The organism is Limimaricola hongkongensis DSM 17492 (assembly GCF_000600975.2).
GTDB classification, from domain to species: Bacteria; Pseudomonadota; Alphaproteobacteria; order Rhodobacterales; family Rhodobacteraceae; genus Limimaricola; species Limimaricola hongkongensis.
In genome coordinates this window covers 120,828-140,067 of sequence record NZ_KK088649.1, presented here as the reverse complement: position 1 = coordinate 140,067, position 19,240 = coordinate 120,828, and the positions used below count along the sequence as shown (strand labels likewise).

The following is a 19,240-nucleotide window of genomic DNA, read 5'->3' as shown; positions in this document are numbered from 1 at the left end:
GGCAGGGGCCGGACGTTGCCGGATCGCGGCGCTTGGCCTAAAGGGAACGCCCCGACCCTTCAGACACCGGAGCCTGCCATGGCCAAGATCTTCGCCTTCACCGACGGTGCCTGTTCCGGCAATCCCGGCCCCGGCGGCTGGGGGGCGCTCTTGCAGGCCAAGGAGGGCGAGGCTGTCACCAAGGAGCGCGCGCTCAAGGGCGGCGAAGCGATGACCACCAACAACCGCATGGAGCTGATGGCCGCGATCTCGGCGCTGGAGGCGCTGGCCAAGCCGACCAAGCTTACCGTCGTGACCGACAGCGCCTATGTGAAGGGGGGCATCACCGAATGGATGGCGGGATGGAAGCGCAAGGGCTGGAAGACCTCGGCCGGCAAGCCGGTCAAGAACGAGGATCTGTGGCGCCGTCTCGACGCGGCGGCGGCGCGCCACACGGTCGTCTGGGAATGGGTCAAGGGCCATGCCGGCCACCCCGAGAACGAGCGCGCCGACGAGCTGGCCCGCGCCGGCATGGCGCCGTTCAAGCCGGGCCGCGCCCGCGCCTGAACCTTTCGAGGCAGCCATGATCGAATGGCGCGAAGAGGGCGCGCTGCTCAGGGTGCGGCGCCATGGCGAAGGCTCGGCCATCGTGGAGGTGTTCACCCGCGGCCACGGGCTGCATGCGGGCGTGGTGCGCGGCGGCGGTTCGCGCCGGATCGCGCCGCTGCTGCAGCCCGGCGCGCAGCTCGACCTGACATGGAAGGCGCGGCTGGGCGAGCATCTGGGCAGCTTCACCTTCGAGCCGGTGCGCTCGCGCGCGGCGCAGGTGATGGAGGACCGGCTGGCGCTGGCCGGGCTCAACGCCGTCGCGGCCCTTCTCGTCACCGTGCTGCCCGAGCGCGACCCGCATGCGCCGCTTTACGACCGGACCATGGCGCTGCTGGACCTTCTGGGCGAAAGCGAGGTCTGGCCGCTGGCCTATCTGCACTGGGAACTGGCGCTCCTGGAGGAGATGGGCTTCGCGCTCGATCTCGACCGCTGCGCCGTGACCGGCGCGACCGAGGGGCTGGAACTGGTCAGCCCGAAATCGGGCCGCGCGGTGAGCCGCGCGGGCGCCGGGGACTGGGCGTCCAAGCTGCTGCCGCTGCCGCCGGTCCTGCGCGGCGAGGGAGAGGCGGGGGCGCCCGACATCGTCGCGGCGTTGCAGACCACCGGATGGTTCATCGAGCACCGGCTGGTGCCGGGCTCCGGCGACCGGCCCTTGCCCCCGGCGCGCGGGCGATTGATCGAGGCGATCGCGCGGATCGGTTGACGGTTCTTCGCCGACGGCGCGCGGAAAGCCCGGATGCGACGCGCCGAGGTCGTCTTCGTCGCAGCCCGCGGCGCGCGGCAGGGGCCAAGCAGGGGTATCCCCTTTCGCCGATGCGAGTCGTCTCATGGTTACCCCGCGCGCGCCGATCTATCTCACCCATTCGCCGACGCCGCGCATTTCGGATTTCGCGCGGCTCGCGGCGATCGAGGCCGGGGTGCGGGGCATCCTGCTGTCGGTGATGCCGCTGGCGCTCTACCGCGCCTTCGGCGATGCCGCGCTGGTGAGCGCGATCTACTTCGCGGTCGGCGTCTCGTCGCTCTGCGCCGGCCTGATGCTGCCTTGGGTGAACCGGCGGCTGCCGCGCCGCTGGCTCTTCACCGGGGTCGGGCTGTTCTATGTCTTGGGCGCGCTGCTGGCGCTCACCGGGCGGCCGGGGCTTCTGGCGCTGGGGCTGGCGTCGAACGCGCTGGCCACGGTGCTGTGGATGGTCTGTTTCAATGCCTATGTGCTCGATCACATCGCGCGGCGCGAGCTGGGCCGCACCGAATCGACGCGGCTGGTCTATTCGGCGGCGTCGTGGATGGTCGGCCCGGCGCTGGGGGTGATCCTGCTCGACTGGTGGTATCCCGCGCCGTTCCTGCTGGCGGGGGGCCTCGCGATGGCCGTCGTCGCGGTGTTCTGGCGGATGCGGCTCGGCAATGGCCGCCAGATCACCCGCGCCCATGGGCCTGCGCCGAACCCGCTCGCCTTTCTGGCCCGGTTCCGCGCGCAGCCGCGGCTGGTGGCGGGCTGGCTGTTCGCGGTGATCCGGTCCTGCGGCTGGTGGGTCTATATCGTCTACCTGCCGATCTTCTGCATCGAGCAGGGGCTCGGCGATCGTCTGGGCGGCGTCATGCTGTCGGTCTCGAACGCGCTGTTGTTCACCACCCCCTTGATGCTGCGGCTGGTGCAGCGCACCAGCGTGCGCTTCGCGGTGCGGGCGAGCTTCGGGCTGGCCGCCGCCCTGTTCGTGGCGGCGGCGCTCTTGTCGGGCGCGCCATGGGCGGCGCTGGCGGCGCTGATGGCGGGGTCGGTCTGCCTGATCATGCTCGACGTCTGCGCGGGCCTGCCCTTCCTGATGGCGGTGAAGCCGTCGGAGCGCACCGAGATGGCGGCGGTCTATGCGAGCTTTCGCGACGTGTCGGGCATCGTCACCCCGGCGGTGGCGGGGCTGGTGCTGATGGTGGCGCCGGTGGCGGGGGTCTTCGCGGCCTGCGGCGCGGGGCTGGCCGCGGCTTCGGCCATTGCGGCAAAGCTGCACCCGCGGCTTGGCGCGCCGCGCCCCCTTGCCGCCTGAGGCCGGGCGCGCGACACCTGCGCCACCGCAACCCCGGAGCGCCCATGATCCCCTTCGCCGAGCTGATGTCGCCGCAGCTGTTGCTGCTCTCCGTGGTCGTGGGCATCGGCGCCGGGATCGTGAAGGGCATGGTGGGTTTCGCCATGCCGATGATCATGATCTCGTCGCTGTCGCTGTTCTTGCCGCCCGAGCTGGCGCTGGCGGCGCTGATCGCGCCGACGCTCGTGACCAACGGCATGCAGGCGCTGCGCCAAGGCGGGCGTGCGGCGCTCTCCACCGTGAAGCGGTTCCGGGTCTACCTGATCGTGGGCGGGCTGATGCTGGTGCTCAGCGCGCAGCTGGTGCGGGTGCTCTCCGCCGAGGCGCTGTTTCTGCTGATCGGCGCGCCGGTCTCGGCCTTCGCGATCCTGCAGCTGTCGGGCTGGAAGCCGAAGATCCCCGAGAAGACCGGGGGCATCGAGGCGGCGATCGGCGGGTTTTCGGGCTTTGTCGGCGGGATGTCGGGCGTCTGGGGGCCGCCGACGGTGGCCTATCTCACCGCGATCGACACGCCCAAGGGCGATTCGATCCGGGCGCAGGGGGTGATCTACGGGCTCGGTGCGCTGGCGCTGTCGGGCGCGCATCTGCAGTCGGGGGTGCTGAACGACACGACGCTGCCGTTCTCGCTGTTCATGATCCTGCCGGCCATGGCGGGCATGTGGCTCGGCGGTCTGGCGCATGACCGGATCGACCAGAAGGCGTTCAGGCACGTCACGCTGATCGTGCTGCTGGTCGCCGGTCTGAACCTCGTGCGGCGCGCGATCTTCTGAACCGCGCGCCGCGCGCGATCAGCTCACGAAGACCCGGCTGGGGTGCAGCTCCGGTCCCATGACCCGGCCCACCGCCACGGCCCGGCCCTCATGCGCGGCCCAGGCCTCTTCGCCGTAATCGAGCCCGGAGGCGATCACCGGCGCCGGGTTGCCATTGCGCAGCCGCGTCGCGGCCTCGGCCGAGCAGGTCACGCAAGGCAGGTCGGCGAGCCCGTCCTCGAGCGGCCGCAGGAAGCGGTCGAGCGCCTCGGATTTCGCCTCGGCCTCGATCTGCGCCAGCGTCACGCCCTCCTGGGCGGTGAACGGCCCCGACCAGACCCGGCGCAGCTCGCGCACATGGCCCAGACAGCCGAGCGCGTCGCCCAGGTCGCGCGCGATGGAGCGCACGTAGCCGCCCTTGCCGCAGACCATTTCGAGCGTGGCGTGATCGGCGTCGGGCCGCTCCAAGAGGATCAGGCTCTCGACCCAGAGCGGGCGGGCGGCAAGCTCGACCTCCTCGCCCGCGCGCGCCTTGGCATAGGCGCGCTGGCCGTCGATCTTCACCGCCGAGAAGGCGGGTGGCACCTGGTCGATATCGCCGACGAAGCGGTTGAGCGCCTCCTTGATCTCGGCATCCGTGGGGCGGGCGTCCGAACGCGCGATCACCTCGCCCTCGGCGTCGTCGGTGTTGGTGGCCGCGCCGAAGGTCACGGTGAATTCGTAGGCTTTCAGCGCATCGGTGACGAAGGGCACGGTCTTGGTCGCTTCGCCCAGCGCCACGGCGAGCACGCCGGTGGCGTCGGGATCGAGCGTGCCCGCATGGCCCGCCTTCTTGGCGTCGAAGGCCCATTTGACCTTGTTGACCACCGCCGTGGAGGTCATGCCCGCGGGCTTGTCCACCACCAGCCAGCCCGAGATGTCGCGGCCCTTGCGCTTGCGTGCCATGCGGCCCTCCTGATGCCTGCGTGCGAGGCGCGCGGCCTAGCCGCCGGGGCGTGTCTCGTCAACGGGCGACAGCACGCCGACGATCGGACCCATGGCAAAGCCGAAATCCGACCGGCCGAGCCCCGGCGCGTGCAACCGGCTGACATTGCCGTCGAAATAGAGCGCCTGCGGCAGGTCGAGCGCATCGCGGAAGACCGAGCCGAATTCGTGGAAGGTCACCGGCTGGTTGGCGATGACGAACACCGCCCGGTCGCCCGCCTCGGTCGTGCCGACGCCGTTGCGGATGTGGCGCGAGGTGCTGTCGGGCAAAAAGCGCGGATGCAGATCGCCGTCGATCACCAGCATCGGGCCCGATTGCGTGGCATAGCGGCATTCGGGCGCCTCGGCCTCGTAGCGCAGCGTTTCGATCACGCGGGCGCTGGCGCCGCCGATGCAGAACACGCCGTTGGGCAGCATCCCGAAATTGCCGGGCCCGGCATTGGTGACGAGACGCATCACCTCCTTGCCCTCTTCGAGATAATGGCCGACGGGGCGGCGGTCGGGGTGATACATCCCTGCGTTCATCGCGAAGACCAGCGCTTCGCCGCTGGCGGCGCGGTCGATCGCCTGGAAGCTGCCGTAAAGGCCGCCATCATCGTCGGTCAGGAACAGCCGCAGGTCGTCGGCGGCGGGATCGACCTCGCAAATCGTGTAGGACAGCCCCTCATGCGCGATGTCCTCGCAAGGCGAAGCCAGTCCCGGCAATGGCAACGCGCAGGCGGTGGCAAGACCGAGCGCGGCCAGGGCGGAGCGTGGCGTCACGCCCCGTCCTCCTCCGGCGCGTCCCCGGAGGCGGCCACGTCGCGGCGGACCTTCTCGTCCGACAAGAGGCGGCGGGTTTCGTCCATGCGGTCGAAGGTGCGGTCGATCTCGAATTTGAGATCGGGCGCGTGCTTGAGCTTCATGTTGCGCGCCAGCAGGTGGCGGATCTCGGGCTTGGCCCGGCGCAGCGCCGCCAGCATCGTCTCTTCGTCGCCGCCGCCCAAGGGCAGCACGAAGCAGGTGGCGCGCTTGAGATCGGGGGTCGCGCGGACCTCGCCGACGGTGATCGACATGGCCGACAGGTCCGGCTCGTGCAGGTCGCCACGGGCCAGCAGCTCGGACAGGCTGCGGCGGATCAGCTCGCCCACGCGCAGCTGGCGCTGCGAGGGGCCACGGGGTTCGGAGGAACGGGATTTGCTCATGCGGCTCCATCTAGTCTTCGCGGGCGGGCTTGCCAAGCGGGCGCGGAGCGCGCGAGACAGGGGCAATCGATGAAAGGACGGCGCATGACCGAGACGACACCGGGGATCGTGATCATGGGGGCGGCGGGCCGGATGGGCCGGATGCTCGTGCAGGCGGTCTGCGACAGCGATCACGCGCGGCTCGCCGGCGCGGTGGTGCGCGCGGGGCATGACTGGGTCGGGCAGGATGTGGGCCACGCCATGGGCGGCCCGGCGCTGGGCGTCATCGCTTCTGACGACCCGCTCGAGGCGATGGCCCGCGCGCAGGCGGTGATCGACTTCACCACGCCCGAGGCCACGCTCGAGATCGCGCATCTCGCGGCGCAGGCACGCGCGGTGCACGTGATCGGCACCACCGGCTTCGACGCCGCGCAGCTGGAACGGCTGGTCCCGGCTTCGCGCCATTCGGTGCAGGTGCGGGCGGGCAACATGAGCCTCGGGGTGAACCTGCTCACCGGGCTTACGAAGATGGTCGCGGCGGCGCTCGACGATGGCTGGGACATCGAGGTGGTCGAGGCGCATCACAACCGCAAGGCCGACGCGCCGTCGGGCACCGCGCTGATGCTGGGCGAGGCCGCCGCCGAGGGGCGCGGCGTGACGCTGTCGCAGGTCGCGGATCGCGGCCGCGACGGCATCACCGGCGCCCGGACCGAGGGGCATATCGGTTTTTCCGCGATTCGCGGCGGCGACATCGTCGGCGAGCACGACGTGATCTTTGCCGGTCAGGGCGAACGCATCGTGCTGCGCCACATGGCGACCGACCGGATGATCTTTGCCCGCGGCGCGCTCAAGGCCGCGCTCTGGGGGCCAGGGGCATGCGCCCGGCGCCTATGACATGATCGACGTGCTCGGGCTCGACCGCTGACCTCTCAGAAATCGATGGCGAGACCCTGTTTTTCCCAGTCGCCGTAGCGCACCGGCTCGGGGCCGTCGCGGCCGCCGAGCTCGGTCGGCAGTTTCGCGGCGGCGGCGTCGCGTGCCGCGCGGCGGGCGCGCGCTTCCTCAAGCGCGCGCTGCGCGGCGGGGGGCAGGTCGCGGGCTTGGGTCGGGGTCTCGTCGGCCATGGCGGCTCTCCTGATGCGGGCGCGGGGCGGGGCGGCGCTTGTGCGGCGGATGCTTGGGATATACGTGCTGGGCCGTCTCCAACAACCCCCGGACCCGCCATGACACCCGACCGCACCGCCCCAGAGGACGGCATTGCCGCGCGCCGCGCCGCGCTGCACCTCATCGAGCAGGCGACGGGCGGGCAGCGCCTCTTGTCCGAAACCATCGGCGCGGGCGCGCTGGAGCGGCTGTCGCCGCCCGACCGGGCCCGCGCGCAGCGGCTTGCCACGCAGACCCTGCGCCAGCTGCCGCGCGCCGACCGGGCGCTCAAGCCGTTTCTCGTGAAACAACCGCCCCTCGCGGTGCGCAACGCGCTGCGGCTCGGCGCGGTCGAGATCATGGAAGGCGCGGCTGCGCATGGCGTGGTCAACGCGCTGGTGCAGATCATGTCCAAGGGCAAGCGCACCCAGAGCTACAAGGGTCTCGTCAACGCGGTGCTGCGCAAGCTCGGCGACCAGCCGCCAGAGGCCTTCGCCAAGCTGCCGGTGCCCAAGCTGCCGAACTGGCTGCGCGGCCCGATGGTCGAGGCCTGGGGCCGCAAAGCGGTCGACGCGATGGAGGCGGTCCACGCCGCCGCCCCGCCGCTCGACCTCACGGCCAAGGGTGATCCGGCGGCGCTGGCCGAACGGCTCGGCGGCGCATTGCTGCCGACCGGGTCGGTGCGGCTGACCGGGGCGGGGCAGGTCTCGGCCCTGCCGGGCTTCGAGGCCGGCGACTGGTGGGTGCAGGACGCCGCCGCCGCGGTGGCCGCGCGGGTGCTCGACGCGCAGCCCGGCGAACGGGTGCTCGATCTGTGCGCGGCGCCGGGCGGCAAGACGCTGCAGCTTGCTGCCGCGGGCGCCGAAGTGACGGCGCTCGATCTCTCCGAAACCCGGCTCGGGCGGCTGCGCGAAAATCTCGGCCGCACCGGGCTCGCGGCGCGGGTCGTGCAGGCCGACGCGCTCGAATTCGACGAGACCGGTTTCGACGCGATCCTGCTCGACGCGCCCTGTTCGGCCACCGGCACGATCCGCCGCCACCCGGACCTGCCCTACGCCAAGGACGGCGCGGAGTTCGGCGCGCTGATCGGCTTGCAGGCCGAGATGATCGACCACGCGCTGACGCTGCTGAAACCCGGCGGGCGGCTTGTCTTCTGCACCTGTTCGCTGCTGCCAGACGAGGGCGAGGTGCAGGTCGAGGAGGCGCTGGCGCGGCACGGGGATCTCACGCTCGACACCGGGGCGCTGGCGCGTCCGGGCATCGAGGCGGGCTGGATCGGCCCGGAGGGGCTGCGCCTGCGCCCCGATTACTGGGCCGATCGCGGCGGCATGGACGGTTTCTTCATCGCCTGTCTCCGGCGCGGGCCCGAGCGCGGGTGACAACCGCCCGCCTCCGGCCCTAGCATGGCGTGGCGCGGGAGAGGGAGAGACAGGCCGGTGGCCGTGATGCAGCTTGGATGGGGGATCGAGCGGCTCAGGTGGCGCGCGGATGCGCGCGCCCCGGTGCCCCACGCCCTGTCGCGCCCCGCCGCGCCGGACGGCGCGGGCGATGCGGGCCGGGGGCGCGACCTGCTGGCGGGGCGGCATCACCGGGCCGGGCAGCTGGTGGAGGCGCAGGGCCGCGCGATCTGGGCGCTCGGCCCGGAAACCGACCCGCAGGGCATCGCGCTGCACGGCTTTGGCTGGCTCGACGATCTCGCGAGTTTTGGCGGCCCGGCGGCGCGCGATCTCGCCTGGCGCTGGCTGCGCGACTGGATCGCGCGATACGGCGAGGGGCGCGGGCCGGGCTGGACGCCGGACATGCTGGCGGCGCGGCTGTCGCGCTGGGTGGCGCATGCGGCCTGGCTGGGCGAGGCGCCGTCGCCCGAGGCCGAGATGGCGGCATTCCTGCGCAGCCTGTCGCGGCAGTCGCGCTGGCTGGCGCGGCATTGGCGCCGCGCCGCCGCCCCGGCGCGCATCCATGCGCTGGCCGCCTTGATCGGGGCCGAGACGGCGCTGCACGGCGCGCCGCGCCAGCCCGCGCGCCGCGCCGCCGCGCTGGGGCAGGCCGCCGCCGACACGATCGGCGCCGATGGCGCCATCGCGTCCCGCACGCCCGAGGGGCTGCTCGATCTGGTCTGCGATCTCAACGCCGCCGCCGCGCTGCTGGGCGATGCCACGGCGCCCGCGCATCGCGACGCGCTTGGCCGTGCCGCCGCCGTGCTGCGGTCCTTGCGCCATGCCGATGGCGGGCTGGCGCGGTTTCATGGCGGCGGGCGCGGCGCGCCGGGGCGGCTCGACCGGGCGCTGGCCGAGGCGGGCGTGCCTCCGGGGCCGCCTGCCGTGGGGCTGCGCATGGGCTATGCCCGGCTCGCGGCGGGGCGGACCAGCGTGATCCTCGACGCCGCCGCGCCGCCCAGCGGCCCGCGCGCGATCCATGCCCATGCCTCGACATTGGCCTTCGAGATGACATGCGGGCGGCGGCCGGTGATCGTCGGTTGCGGCTCCGGCGCGCATCACGGTCCCGACTGGCGCCGCGCCGGGCGCGCGACGCTGTCGCATTCGACGCTCTGCCTCGAAGGGCTGTCCTCGGCCCGGCTGGGCCGCGGCGCGGATGGCGCCGAGCCGCTGGTCGAGGGGCCGGGCGAGGTGCTGGCGCATCGCGCCGATTCCGACGATCTGCAGCGGATCGAGGCCAGCCACGACGCGTGGCGCGCCAGCCACGGGCTGACGCATGACCGCAGGCTCGGTCTCGACCGGAGCGGCGCGGCGCTTCTGGGCGAGGATCTTCTCACCACGCTCGGCCCCGCCGACGAGCGCGCCTTCGACTGCGGCGAGCCGGGCCGGGCGCGATCCGGGCGTCACCTTCGCGATCCGGTTTCACCTGCACCCGCATGTGACGCCCGAGCTGGACGCCCAAGGCACCTGCGTGCGGCTCCGGCTGCGCTCGGGCGAGGTCTGGACGCTCGCGCATGACGGCGGCGCGCGGTTGTCGCTGGCGCCCTCGGTCTATCTCGAAAAGAGCCGTCCCCGCCCGGTCCCGACGCAACAGGTGGTTTTATCCGGCCGCGCGATGGCCTATGCGACCCTCGTTCGTTGGTCGCTCGTCAGCTCGGGCGACGCCGGGACCGCCCTGCGCGATCTGCGCAACGGCGAGGACGATCCGGCGTGAGACCCGCGGACGTGGACCAGGAAGGACGCCCCATGACTTCGCTTGCCCCGCTGCGCCGCGCGCTGCTCTCCGTCTCCGACAAGACCGGTCTGATCGACCTTGCCCGCGCGCTCGATGCGCGCGGCGTCGAGCTGCTCTCCACCGGCGGCTCCGCGAAGGCGCTGCGCGAGGCGGGCCTGCCCGTGCGCGACGTGGCCGAGATCACCGGTTTCCCCGAAATGATGGACGGGCGGGTCAAGACGCTGCATCCGCGCGTGCATGGCGGGCTGCTCGCGGTGCGGTCGGACGAGGCCCATGTCGCGGCGATGGACGAACACGGCATCCCGGCGATCGACCTTCTGGTGGTCAATCTCTACCCCTTCGAGGAGACGGTCGCCAAGGGCGCGGATTACGACACCTGCATCGAGAACATCGACATCGGCGGCCCGGCGATGATCCGCGCGGCGGCCAAGAACCACGCCGATGTCTGCGTCGTCACCGATGTCGAGGATTACGACGCGCTGCTGTCGGAGCTGTCGGAGAATGACGGCCAGACCGGCCTGCCGTTCCGCAAGCGGCTCGCCCAGACCGCCTATGCCCGCACCGCCGCCTATGACGCCGCCGTCTCGACTTGGATGGCGCAGGCCATCGGCGAGAGCACGCCGCGCCGCCGCGCCTTTGCCGGCACGCTCGCGCAGACGCTGCGCTATGGCGAGAACCCGCATCAGAACGCGGCCTTCTACACCGACGGCTCGGGCCGCCCCGGCGTCGCCACCGCGCAGCAGGTTCAGGGCAAGGCGCTGAGCTACAACAACATCAACGACACCGACGCGGCCTATGAGCTGGTGGCGGAATTCGGCGGCGACGCGCCCGCCTGCGCCATCATCAAGCACGCCAACCCCTGCGGCGTCGCCACCGGCGGTTCGCTGGTCGAGGCCTATGCCCGCGCCTTCGATTGCGACCGCACCTCGGCCTTCGGTGGCATCGTCGCGCTGAACCGCCCGCTCGACGGCGCGACCGCCGCCGAGATCGCCAAGATCTTCACCGAGGTCGTGATCGCGCCCGGCGCCGATGCCGAGGCACGCGAGATCTTCGCGGCCAAGAAGAACCTTCGCCTGCTGGTGACCGAGGCGCTGCCCGATCCGCGCAGCCCCCGGCTCACCTACCGGCAGGTCGCGGGCGGGCTTTTGGTGCAGGATCACGACACCGGCGCCGTGGCGCGGGGCGATCTGAAGGTCGTCACCAAGCGCGCGCCCTCGGCGCAGGAGCTCGACGACCTGATGTTCGCATGGACCGTGGCGCGGCACGTCAAATCCAACGCCATCGTCTATGCCAGGGACGGCCAGACCGTGGGCGTCGGCGCGGGCCAGATGAGCCGGCTCGACAGCGCGCTGATCGCGGCGGCCAAGGCGGGCCGCATGGGCGAGGCGCTGGGCCTCTCCGAAAGCCCGGCCAAGGGATCGGTCGTGGCCTCGGACGCCTTCTTCCCCTTTGCCGACGGGCTGATGGAGGCGGCGGGCGCGGGCGTGACGGCGGTGATCCAGCCCGGCGGCTCGATGCGCGACGACGAGGTGATCGCCGCCGCCGACGAAGCCGGTCTGGCGATGGTGCTGACCGGCATGCGGCATTTCCGGCACTGAGGGGCTTGTTGTGCGGCTGACCCTCTGGACCGGGTTTTGGGTGTTTCTCGCCGATCAGGCGACGAAATACATCGTGGTGCATGCGCTCGGGCTGATGGAGCGGCTGCAGATCGAGGTGATCCCCGGCATTCTCGAATTCCGCATGGCGTGGAACCGGGGCGTCAATTTCGGGCTGTTCGCGGGCTTCGACATGCGCTGGGCGCTGATCGGGCTCGCGCTCGCGATCTCGGGGGCGGTGCTGGCCTGGATCGCGCGCGACGGCGGCGGGCGGCTGGCGCTGGTCTCGGCGGGGCTGCTGGTCGGCGGCGCGCTCGGCAACGTGGTCGACCGGGTGCTCTATGGCGCGGTGGCCGATTTCCTGAATGTGAGCTGCTGCGGCATCTCCAACCCCTATGCCTTCAACATCGCCGATATCGCGATCTTCGTCGGCGCGGTGGGGCTGGTGATGTTCGGCGGCGACAAGACGCGCCCCGAACGGGGGCCGGGCCGGGGCGGCAAGGGCCGCTCCGGGCACGACGCAAAGAACCCGTGACCCGGCGCGCGTCATGCGCTAGGCAGTTGATCGGACACAAGGACGGGGACGACTGATGCGACTGGCACTGGCCGCGGGGCTTTTTGCGCTGACACTCGCCGCCTGCGGCGGGAGCGACGGCCCGGCGGGCCCCGATCCCAACACCGTCGTGCCGCAGCAGCCGCTCGAGATCCCGGCGCGGCTCGACCTGCCGCCGCCGGCGCCGGGCAGCCCGAACCGCGCCGCGCCCGCCGCCTCGGAGATCGCGCTGCGGACCAATAACGGCGAGACGCAGCTGCGCCCGCCCTACTGAACGCTCGCGCCGCCTCACGAAGCCGTGGCGGTGCTTGCGGTGTCCGCGTGACGCCGTAGGTTGAGCGCAGCGAAGGAGGCACCCCATGCTGCGCAGACTGGCTTTGGCCGCCCCCGTCATCCTTGCCGTGCCCGCGATGGCGCAGGACGCCGCGCCCGCATCGGCGCCGGATGACGCGGTGACGACCTACACCCTCGACAACGGCCTCGAGGTGGTGGTGATCGAGGATCACCGCGCCCCCGTGGTCACCCAGATGCTGTGGTACCGCGTCGGTTCCGCCGACGAGCCCGAGGGTGCCTCGGGCGTCGCGCATTTCCTCGAACATCTGCTGTTCAAGGCCACCGACGATCTCGCTTCTGGCGAGTTTTCGGCCACGGTCGCGGCCAATGGCGGCACCGACAACGCCTTCACCTCGACCGACTACACCGCCTATTTCCAGCGCGTCGCCGCCGACCGGCTGCCGCTCATGATGGAGATGGAGGCCGAGCGGATGAACGACCTCCGGCTGACCGATCAGGACATCGAGACCGAGCGGCAGGTGATCGTCGAGGAGCGCAACCAGCGGGTCGAGAGCAACCCCGGCGCGCTGGCGCGCGAACAGATGAACGCCGCGCAATACATCAACCACCCTTACGGCCGCCCGGTGATCGGCTGGATGCACGAGATCGAGGGGCTGGGCCGCGAGGATGTGCGCGACTTCTACGAGACCTATTATTCGCCCAACGACGCGATCCTCGTGGTCGCGGGTGACGTCGAGCCCGAGGAGGTGCTGGCGCTGGCCGAGGCGCATTACGGCCCGATCCCGGCCGAGCCCGAGCTGCCCGAGCGCATCCGCCCGCAAGAGCCGCCGCAGCGCGCCGCGCGCAGCCTCGTCTATGCCGATGAGCGGGTCTCGCAGCCCTATCTCACCCGCAGCTACCTCGCGCCCGAGCGCGACGCGGGCGACCAGCGTCGCGCCGCCGCGCTGACCTATCTGGCCCGGATCCTCGGCGGCTCCTCCTTCACCTCGGTGCTGAGCGAGGAGCTGGTGTTCGAGCGCGAGATTGCGCTGCACACCGGCGCGGGCTATGACGGCATGTCGCTCGACGACACGACCTTTTCGCTGTCGGTGGTGCCCAAGCCGGGCGTGTCGCTCGGTGACGCCGAGGCGGCGCTCGACGAGGTGCTGACCGGCTTTCTCGACACCGGGCCCAGCGCGGCGCAGATGCAGCGCATCCGCACCCAGCTCGGCGCCTCCGAGATCTATGCCCGCGATTCGGTCGAAGGGCTGGCGCGGCGCTACGGCGCGGCGCTGAGCCAGGGGCTCACCGTCGAGGATGTCGCGGCCTGGCCCGAGATCCTGCAATCCGTCACCGCCGAAGAGGTGGTCGAGGCGGCCCGCGCCGTGTTCGACCCCGACCAGAGCACGACCCTGCGCGTCGTCCGGGACCGCGAGGAGGAACCGAAATGATCCGCATCCTGAGCCTGACCCTCGTGCTGTGCGCCGGCCTGACCGGCATGGCCCGCGCCGCGATCGAGATCGAGGAAGTGACCTCGCCCGGCGGCATCACCGCCTGGCTGGTCGAGGACCACACCATCCCCTTCACCGCGCTGGAGATCCGCTTCGATGGCGGCACCTCGCTCGACGATCCCGACCGGCTCGGCGCGGTGAACCTGATGACCGGGCTTTTGGAGGAGGGCGCGGGCGAAATGGATGCGCGCGCCTTCCAGGCCGCGCGCGAGGATCTCGCGGCGAGCTTTTCCTTCGATGTCGGCGCCGACACGCTGCGGGTGTCGGCCCGGATGCTGACCGAGAACCGCGAGGAAGCGGTTGCCCTCTTGCGCAAGGCGCTGGTGACGCCGCGCTTCGATCCGGTGGCGGTCGAGCGGGTGCGCGGGCAGGTGCAGTCGATCCTCGCGCAGGATGCGCAGAACCCGCGCCGCCTTGCGGGACGCGCCTTCTACGAGGCGGCCTTCGGCGACCACCCCTATGGCCGCCCCGACAACGGCACGCCCGACAGCGTGGCACGGCTCACCCGCGCGGATCTCGTGACGGCGCACAAGGCGGCGCTGACCCGCGACGGCGTGCATGTCGGCGCGGTGGGCGACATCACCCCCGAGGCGCTGGGCGCGCTGCTCGACGATCTTCTGGGCGGGCTGCCGCAATCGGGGCCCGACCTGCCCGGCCATGTCGATTTCGGGCTGCCCGGTGGGGTCGAGGTGATCGACTATCCCTCGCCGCAATCGGTGGCGCTGTTCGGCCAACCGGGGCTCAAGCGCGACGACGAGGATTTCTTCGCGGCCTACGTGCTCAACCACATCCTCGGCGGCGGCGGGTTCGAAAGCCGCCTGATGACCGAGCTGCGCGAAAAGCGCGGGCTGACCTACGGCGTCAGCACGGATCTGGTGCCCTTGGAGAACGCCGAGTTCTGGATCGGCTCGGTGGCCTCGGCCAATGACCGCATGGCCGCCGCGATCGAGGTGATCGGCGACGAATGGGCCCGCATCGCGCAAGAGGGCGTCACGCAGGCCGAGCTGGACGCGGCCAAGACCTTCCTCACCGGCGAGTACCCGCTGCGCTTCGACGGCAACGGCCCGATCGCGGACATCCTCGTCGGCATGCAGGTCACCGGCCTGCCCAAAAGCTACGTCACCGAGCGCAACGCCTTCATCGAGGCGGTGACGCTCGACGAGGTGAACCGCGTGGCGGCCGAGCGGGTCGACCCGGAGGCGCTGCATTTCATGGTGGTGGGCCGCCCCGAGGGGCTGGAGGCCGCAAGCGCCCCGCGGGTCGTGCTGCCCGAAGTCGTGCTCGGGGCGCAGTGAGCCCCTCGCGCCGCGCGGGCGCGCCGTGCTAGTCTCGGCCCCATGACGCTGCAAGACGCCCCACCGCCCGCGCGCCCCGTGATCCGCCAGCTCGACGAGGCGGCGATCAACCGCATCGCCGCCGGCGAGGTGGTCGAGCGCCCGGCCTCGGCGGTCAAGGAGCTGGTCGAGAACGCGCTCGACGCCGGGGCGCGGCGGATCGAGGTCACCATCGCGGCGGGCGGCAAGCGGCTCATCCGCGTGAAGGATGACGGCTGCGGCATGACGCCCGACGAGCTGCCGCTGGCGCTGGCGCGCCACGCCACCTCGAAGATCGACGGCTCCGACCTGCTGGCGATCCACTCCTTCGGCTTTCGCGGCGAGGCGCTGGCCTCGCTCGGCGCGGTGGGGCGGCTGACGCTCACCTCGCGCGCCCATGGCTTCGAGGCGGCGGCGATCCGGGTCGAGGGCGGGCGGCTCGGCCCCGTCACCCCCGCCGCGCTCGATCGCGGCACGGTGGTCGAGCTGCGCGATTTGTTTCACGCGACCCCCGCCCGGCTCAAGTTCATGCGCACCGACCGGGCCGAGGGGCAGGCGCTGGCCGAGGCGCTGCGCCGCCTTGCGATGGCCGAGCCGCATGTCGCCTTCACCTTGCGCGATGCGACCGAGGGGCGCGACCGCGAGATCTTCCGCGTCGATGCCGAGACCGGCGATCCGGTCGCGGCGCTGGGCCGCCGTCTCGCCGCCATTCTGGGTCGCGCGTTCCACGACAACGCCCTGCCCGTGGATGGAACGCGCGAGGGGCTGCATCTCACCGGTTTCGCGGCGCTGCCGACCTATTCGCGCGGCGCCGGGGTGAGCCAGCACGTCTTCGTCAATGGCCGCCCCGTCACCGACCGGCAGCTCACCGGTGCGCTGCGCGCGGCCTACATGGATTTCTTGTCGCGCGACCGCTTTCCCGCCGCCGCGCTCTTTGTCGAATGCGACCCGCATCTCGTGGACGTCAACGTGCACCCCGCCAAGTCCGAGGTGCGGTTTCGCGACGCGCAGGCGGTGCGGGGGCTGATCGTCTCGACCATCCGCGCGGCGCTGTCGGGGGCGGGGCACCGCGCCTCGACCACCGTGGCGCAGGAGACGCTGAGCATGATGCGCCCCGGTCCGGCGGCGGAGCGGGCGGGCGATGCGGGCGGGCTGATCGACGAAGAGGACCGCCCGGAACGTTCGGAGCGCGGCACTGCCCCGGCGCGCGTCTACCAGATGGACCGCCCCTCGATGGGGGCGATGCAGGTGGCGCGGACGGGGCAGGCGCCGCTCGCGCAGGGCTTTGGCGAATCGAGCTTCGGCTTCGAGACCGCGCCGCCCGCGCCCGCCGCGCGGCTGCCCGGCACCGAAACCCCTTCGGCGCGGGTCGAGCCGGAGGAGACGCCGGGCGGCGAATCGCTGCCGCTCGGGGCGGCGCGCGCCCAGCTGCACGGCAACTGGATCGTCGCGCAGACCGAAACCGGCATGGTGCTCGTGGACCAGCACGCCGCGCATGAGCGGCTGGTCTATGAGCGGCTGAAACGGCAGATGGCCGAGACCGGGGTGGCGGCGCAGGCGCTGCTGGTGCCCGAGATCGTCGATCTCGGCGCGGGGGCGGGGCGGCTGCTGGAGGCGGCCGGGGAGCTGTCGAAGCTCGGGCTCAGCATCGAAGCCTTCGGCCCCGGCACGGTCGCGGTGCGCGAGACGCCCGCCATCCTGGGCCGGATCGACGCGGGGGCGCTGTTGCGCGACATCCTCGACGAACTGGAGGATCTCGACGCCTCGACCGCGCTGCCCGCGCGGCTCGACGCGATCCTGAGCCGGGTGGCCTGCCATGGTTCGGTGCGGTCGGGCCGCCGGATGCGGGCCGAGGAGATGAACGCGCTGCTGCGCGAGATGGAGGCGACGCCGGGATCGGGCCAGTGCAATCACGGGCGGCCCACCTATGTGGAACTGCAACTTGCGGATATAGAGAAACTGTTCGGCCGGCGCTGAGCGCGCTTGCCGGGAACCCGGTCACGGTTATGTGGGCGGACGGGATCGAAAGAGGAGGGACGCGATGCGATACGTGATGACGGGGGGCGCTCTCGCGGCGCTGCTGCTGGCTGGATGCGCCGAGGTCGGCCCCGTGGCGGGGCCGATCGCGGCCTCGTTCGCCGCGCCGCCGGTTCTGCCGCCCAGCGCGCCGGTGCGGGCGCTGCCCGAGCCCGAGCCCTTCGCGGCCGAGTTCGCCGAGCCGCCGTTTTCCGAAGGCATCGTGTCGGTCATCACCGAGGACGGGCAGGGCCGCATGGCGACATACCGTCTCGTGCCCTGCCAACAGGGCCGCGCGATCTGCGTCGGCGGTCGGGCCGGGCAGCTGTCGCGCGCGGGCGACACCTATGTCGTGAGCGGCGTGGGCGGGAAAAGCTTTCACCTCCAGACCGGCGGTGACGGTTTCGTCACCTATGGCGGCAAGACGGCGCGCGGGCAGGTGCCGCTGGCCTGGGAGCATTTTCCCGAGATCGGCATCTGATCGCGGGCGGGCGGATCGACGTCGCGCCGCGCCGCCGATCCGCCGCATCCGGGGTTTCGCCGGAGCGCGCCGATCGTTATGGAGGAGGCCGACGAAGCCCAAAGTGGCCGGAACGGTAGGTGGCGTGGCGGTCGACCCAGACAGGGGGCCAAGGCGCCGCGTCGTCCTCGCATCGCCGCGATCCTCGCGGCGGGCGCCGGCCATTGCCAGATCGAGAGGTCCGCGATGCGCCACATCTTCCTGCCGACCACCGCCCTTTTGGCCGCGCCCGGCGCGGCATTCGCCCATCCCGGCCACGTGGCCGATCTTGCCGGTCACGACCACTGGGTCGCTGGCGCGGCCATTGGCCTTGCCATCGCGCTGGGCCTGTGGGGTGCGCTGAAGGGCGGGCGCAAGGAGGAGACCGCCGAGACCTCCGAGGCCTCCGAAACCGGGGATCAGCAGGGCGACGAGGCCCGCGCATGAACGCGCCCCAGCCCAAGACCGGGGTGATGATCTGCGGCCACGGCTCGCGCAGCCAGTCGGCGGTGGACGAATTCGCGGTGCTGGCCGAAAAGCTGCCCGCGCTGCTGCCGCCCGACTGGCCGGTGGAATACGGCTATCTCGAATTCGCCAACCCGGTGATCCGCGACGGGCTCGACCGGCTGCGCGAGCAGGGCTGCACCCGCATCCTCGCCGTGCCCGGCATGCTGTTCGCGGCGATGCACGCCAAGAACGACATCCCCACCGTCCTGAACACCTATGCCGCCAAGCATGGCATCGAGATCATCTATGGCCGCGAGCTGGGGGTGGACCCGCGCATGGTCGCCGCCGCCGCCGACCGGATTCAAAGCGCGCTCGACGCCAACCCCTCCGACGTGCCGATGCACGAGACCTGCCTGGTGGTGATCGGTCGCGGCGCGTCTGACCCCGACGCCAACGGCAACGTCGCCAAGATCGCGCGGCTGCTGTGGGAGGGCATGGGTTTCGGCTGGTGCGAGACCGGTTATTCCGGCGTCACCTTCCCGCTGGTCGAGCCCTGCCTCGAACACGTGGCGAAACTCGGCTACCGCCGCGTCGTCGTGTTCCCCTATTTCCTGTTCTCGGGCATCCTGATCGACCGCATCTACGGCTTCACCGACCGGGTGGCCGAGGCGCATCCCGATCTCGAGGTGGTGAAGGCGGGCTATCTCGGCGACCACCCCGAGGTGATGAACACCTTCTCCGAGCGCGTGACCGAGCTGGTGGGCGAGGTCGTCCCGCCGACCTGCGGCATGTGCAAGTACCGCACGCAGGTGCTCGGCTTCGAGGCCGAGGTCGGCGCGGTGCAGGAAAGCCATCACCACCATGTCGAGGGGCAGGGGGCGAACGCGCCCGGCTCCAACGTGGCCGATTGCGCTCTCTGCGACGATTTCTGCACCGGCATGTGCCGGCTGGACGCCGAGGCGCAGCACGCGCATGCCCATGCCCATGGCCTGCCGCATGACCACGCGCATGACCCCGGCCACGCCCATGGCCACCATCACCACCACGGCCATGACCACGATCACGACCACCACCACGCGCCCTACCCGCAGGCCGATCACCCGCTCGGACCGCTCAGCGTGTTGAAGTCGCGCAAGTGATCTTCACCATTCTCCAAA

Annotated in this window: 20 protein-coding genes and 1 pseudogene; 17 read left to right on the top strand and 4 right to left on the bottom strand. The window is 71.7% G+C overall.

The window, feature by feature from the left end:
- Positions 1-78: 78 nt before the first annotated feature.
- From rnhA to LOKHON_RS02665, 4 genes are all read left to right on the top strand, one after another.
- Positions 79-546: a ribonuclease HI gene (gene rnhA, locus LOKHON_RS02680; protein WP_017927950.1), complete on the top strand. Its 468-nt coding sequence runs from the start codon at positions 79-81 to the stop codon at positions 544-546.
- Between the two features lie 16 nt (positions 547-562).
- Positions 563-1,291 carry a DNA repair protein RecO gene (recO, locus tag LOKHON_RS02675; protein WP_017927951.1) on the top strand — a complete coding sequence of 243 codons (729 nt, stop codon included), beginning with the start codon at positions 563-565 and terminating at the stop codon, positions 1,289-1,291.
- A gap of 124 nt (positions 1,292-1,415) precedes the next feature.
- Entirely contained in the window at positions 1,416-2,627 is a 1,212-nt protein-coding gene (locus LOKHON_RS02670; RefSeq protein WP_017927952.1) for an MFS transporter, read from the top strand.
- A 44-nt stretch (positions 2,628-2,671) separates the two neighbouring features.
- Positions 2,672-3,436, top strand: a complete 765-nt coding sequence (locus LOKHON_RS02665) for a sulfite exporter TauE/SafE family protein (RefSeq protein WP_017927953.1) — start codon at positions 2,672-2,674, stop codon at positions 3,434-3,436.
- Between the two features lie 18 nt (positions 3,437-3,454).
- Here the strand turns inward: LOKHON_RS02665 and truB are convergent, their stop codons facing one another.
- The 3 genes from truB to rbfA are packed head-to-tail and all read right to left on the bottom strand — an operon-like array spanning position 3,455 to position 5,583.
- Positions 3,455-4,360 (bottom strand): tRNA pseudouridine(55) synthase TruB, encoded by a 906-nt coding sequence (gene truB / locus LOKHON_RS02660; RefSeq protein WP_017927954.1) that lies wholly within the window; start codon positions 4,358-4,360, stop codon positions 3,455-3,457.
- 36 nt (positions 4,361-4,396) lie between these two features.
- Positions 4,397-5,161, bottom strand: a complete 765-nt coding sequence (locus tag LOKHON_RS02655) for a phosphodiester glycosidase family protein (protein ID WP_017927955.1) — start codon at positions 5,159-5,161, stop codon at positions 4,397-4,399.
- The gene (gene rbfA, locus LOKHON_RS02650) at positions 5,158-5,583 is read right to left on the bottom strand and encodes a 30S ribosome-binding factor RbfA (protein WP_017927956.1); all 426 of its coding nucleotides are present in this window, start codon (positions 5,581-5,583) and stop codon (positions 5,158-5,160) included. Before rbfA ends, LOKHON_RS02655 begins: the two co-directional genes overlap by 4 nt.
- Positions 5,584-5,667: 84 nt before the next feature.
- Between rbfA and dapB the strand changes: the two are divergent.
- Positions 5,668-6,487 (top strand): annotated as a pseudogene (dapB, locus tag LOKHON_RS02645) (4-hydroxy-tetrahydrodipicolinate reductase).
- Between the two features lie 4 nt (positions 6,488-6,491).
- Here the strand turns inward: dapB and LOKHON_RS02640 are convergent.
- A complete protein-coding gene (locus LOKHON_RS02640) occupies positions 6,492-6,686 on the bottom strand; it encodes a DUF1674 domain-containing protein (RefSeq protein WP_017927958.1) in 195 nt (64 codons plus the stop codon).
- 99 nt (positions 6,687-6,785) lie between these two features.
- Between LOKHON_RS02640 and LOKHON_RS02635 the strand changes: the two genes are divergently transcribed.
- From LOKHON_RS02635 to LOKHON_RS02580, 12 genes are all read left to right on the top strand, one after another.
- A complete protein-coding gene (locus LOKHON_RS02635; RefSeq protein WP_017927959.1) occupies positions 6,786-8,084 on the top strand; it encodes an RsmB/NOP family class I SAM-dependent RNA methyltransferase in 1,299 nt (432 codons plus the stop codon).
- A gap of 66 nt (positions 8,085-8,150) precedes the next feature.
- On the top strand, positions 8,151-9,659 hold the full coding sequence (locus tag LOKHON_RS02630; protein WP_245631425.1) for a heparinase II/III family protein: 1,509 nt from the start codon (positions 8,151-8,153) through the stop codon (positions 9,657-9,659).
- Positions 9,580-9,855 carry a heparinase II/III domain-containing protein gene (locus LOKHON_RS16285; RefSeq protein WP_245631419.1) on the top strand — a complete coding sequence of 92 codons (276 nt, stop codon included), beginning with the start codon at positions 9,580-9,582 and terminating at the stop codon, positions 9,853-9,855. The genes LOKHON_RS02630 and LOKHON_RS16285 overlap by 80 nt, the downstream gene beginning before the upstream one ends.
- Positions 9,856-9,887: 32 nt before the next feature.
- Entirely contained in the window at positions 9,888-11,474 is a 1,587-nt protein-coding gene (purH, locus tag LOKHON_RS02620; protein ID WP_017927961.1) for a bifunctional phosphoribosylaminoimidazolecarboxamide formyltransferase/IMP cyclohydrolase, read from the top strand.
- Between the two features lie 10 nt (positions 11,475-11,484).
- Complete coding sequence (gene lspA / locus LOKHON_RS02615; RefSeq protein ID WP_017927962.1) at positions 11,485-12,006, top strand: signal peptidase II; 522 nt, start codon at positions 11,485-11,487, stop codon at positions 12,004-12,006.
- A gap of 55 nt (positions 12,007-12,061) precedes the next feature.
- A complete protein-coding gene (locus LOKHON_RS02610) occupies positions 12,062-12,298 on the top strand; it encodes a DUF3035 domain-containing protein (protein WP_017927963.1) in 237 nt (78 codons plus the stop codon).
- A gap of 85 nt (positions 12,299-12,383) precedes the next feature.
- Positions 12,384-13,748: a M16 family metallopeptidase gene (locus LOKHON_RS02605; RefSeq protein ID WP_017927964.1), complete on the top strand. Its 1,365-nt coding sequence runs from the start codon at positions 12,384-12,386 to the stop codon at positions 13,746-13,748.
- Positions 13,745-15,103 (top strand): M16 family metallopeptidase, encoded by a 1,359-nt coding sequence (locus LOKHON_RS02600; RefSeq protein WP_017927965.1) that lies wholly within the window; start codon positions 13,745-13,747, stop codon positions 15,101-15,103. The genes LOKHON_RS02605 and LOKHON_RS02600 overlap by 4 nt, the downstream gene beginning before the upstream one ends.
- A gap of 42 nt (positions 15,104-15,145) precedes the next feature.
- The gene (gene mutL, locus LOKHON_RS02595) at positions 15,146-17,098 is read left to right on the top strand and encodes a DNA mismatch repair endonuclease MutL (protein ID WP_033315442.1); all 1,953 of its coding nucleotides are present in this window, start codon (positions 15,146-15,148) and stop codon (positions 17,096-17,098) included.
- Between the two features lie 64 nt (positions 17,099-17,162).
- Positions 17,163-17,618: a hypothetical protein gene (locus LOKHON_RS02590; RefSeq protein ID WP_017927967.1), complete on the top strand. Its 456-nt coding sequence runs from the start codon at positions 17,163-17,165 to the stop codon at positions 17,616-17,618.
- Positions 17,619-17,843: 225 nt separating this feature from the next.
- On the top strand, positions 17,844-18,083 hold the full coding sequence (locus tag LOKHON_RS02585; RefSeq protein WP_017927968.1) for a DUF6732 family protein: 240 nt from the start codon (positions 17,844-17,846) through the stop codon (positions 18,081-18,083).
- Positions 18,080-19,222 carry a sirohydrochlorin chelatase gene (locus LOKHON_RS02580; RefSeq protein WP_017927969.1) on the top strand — a complete coding sequence of 381 codons (1,143 nt, stop codon included), beginning with the start codon at positions 18,080-18,082 and terminating at the stop codon, positions 19,220-19,222. The genes LOKHON_RS02585 and LOKHON_RS02580 overlap by 4 nt, the downstream gene beginning before the upstream one ends.
- Positions 19,223-19,240: the final 18 nt, after the last annotated feature.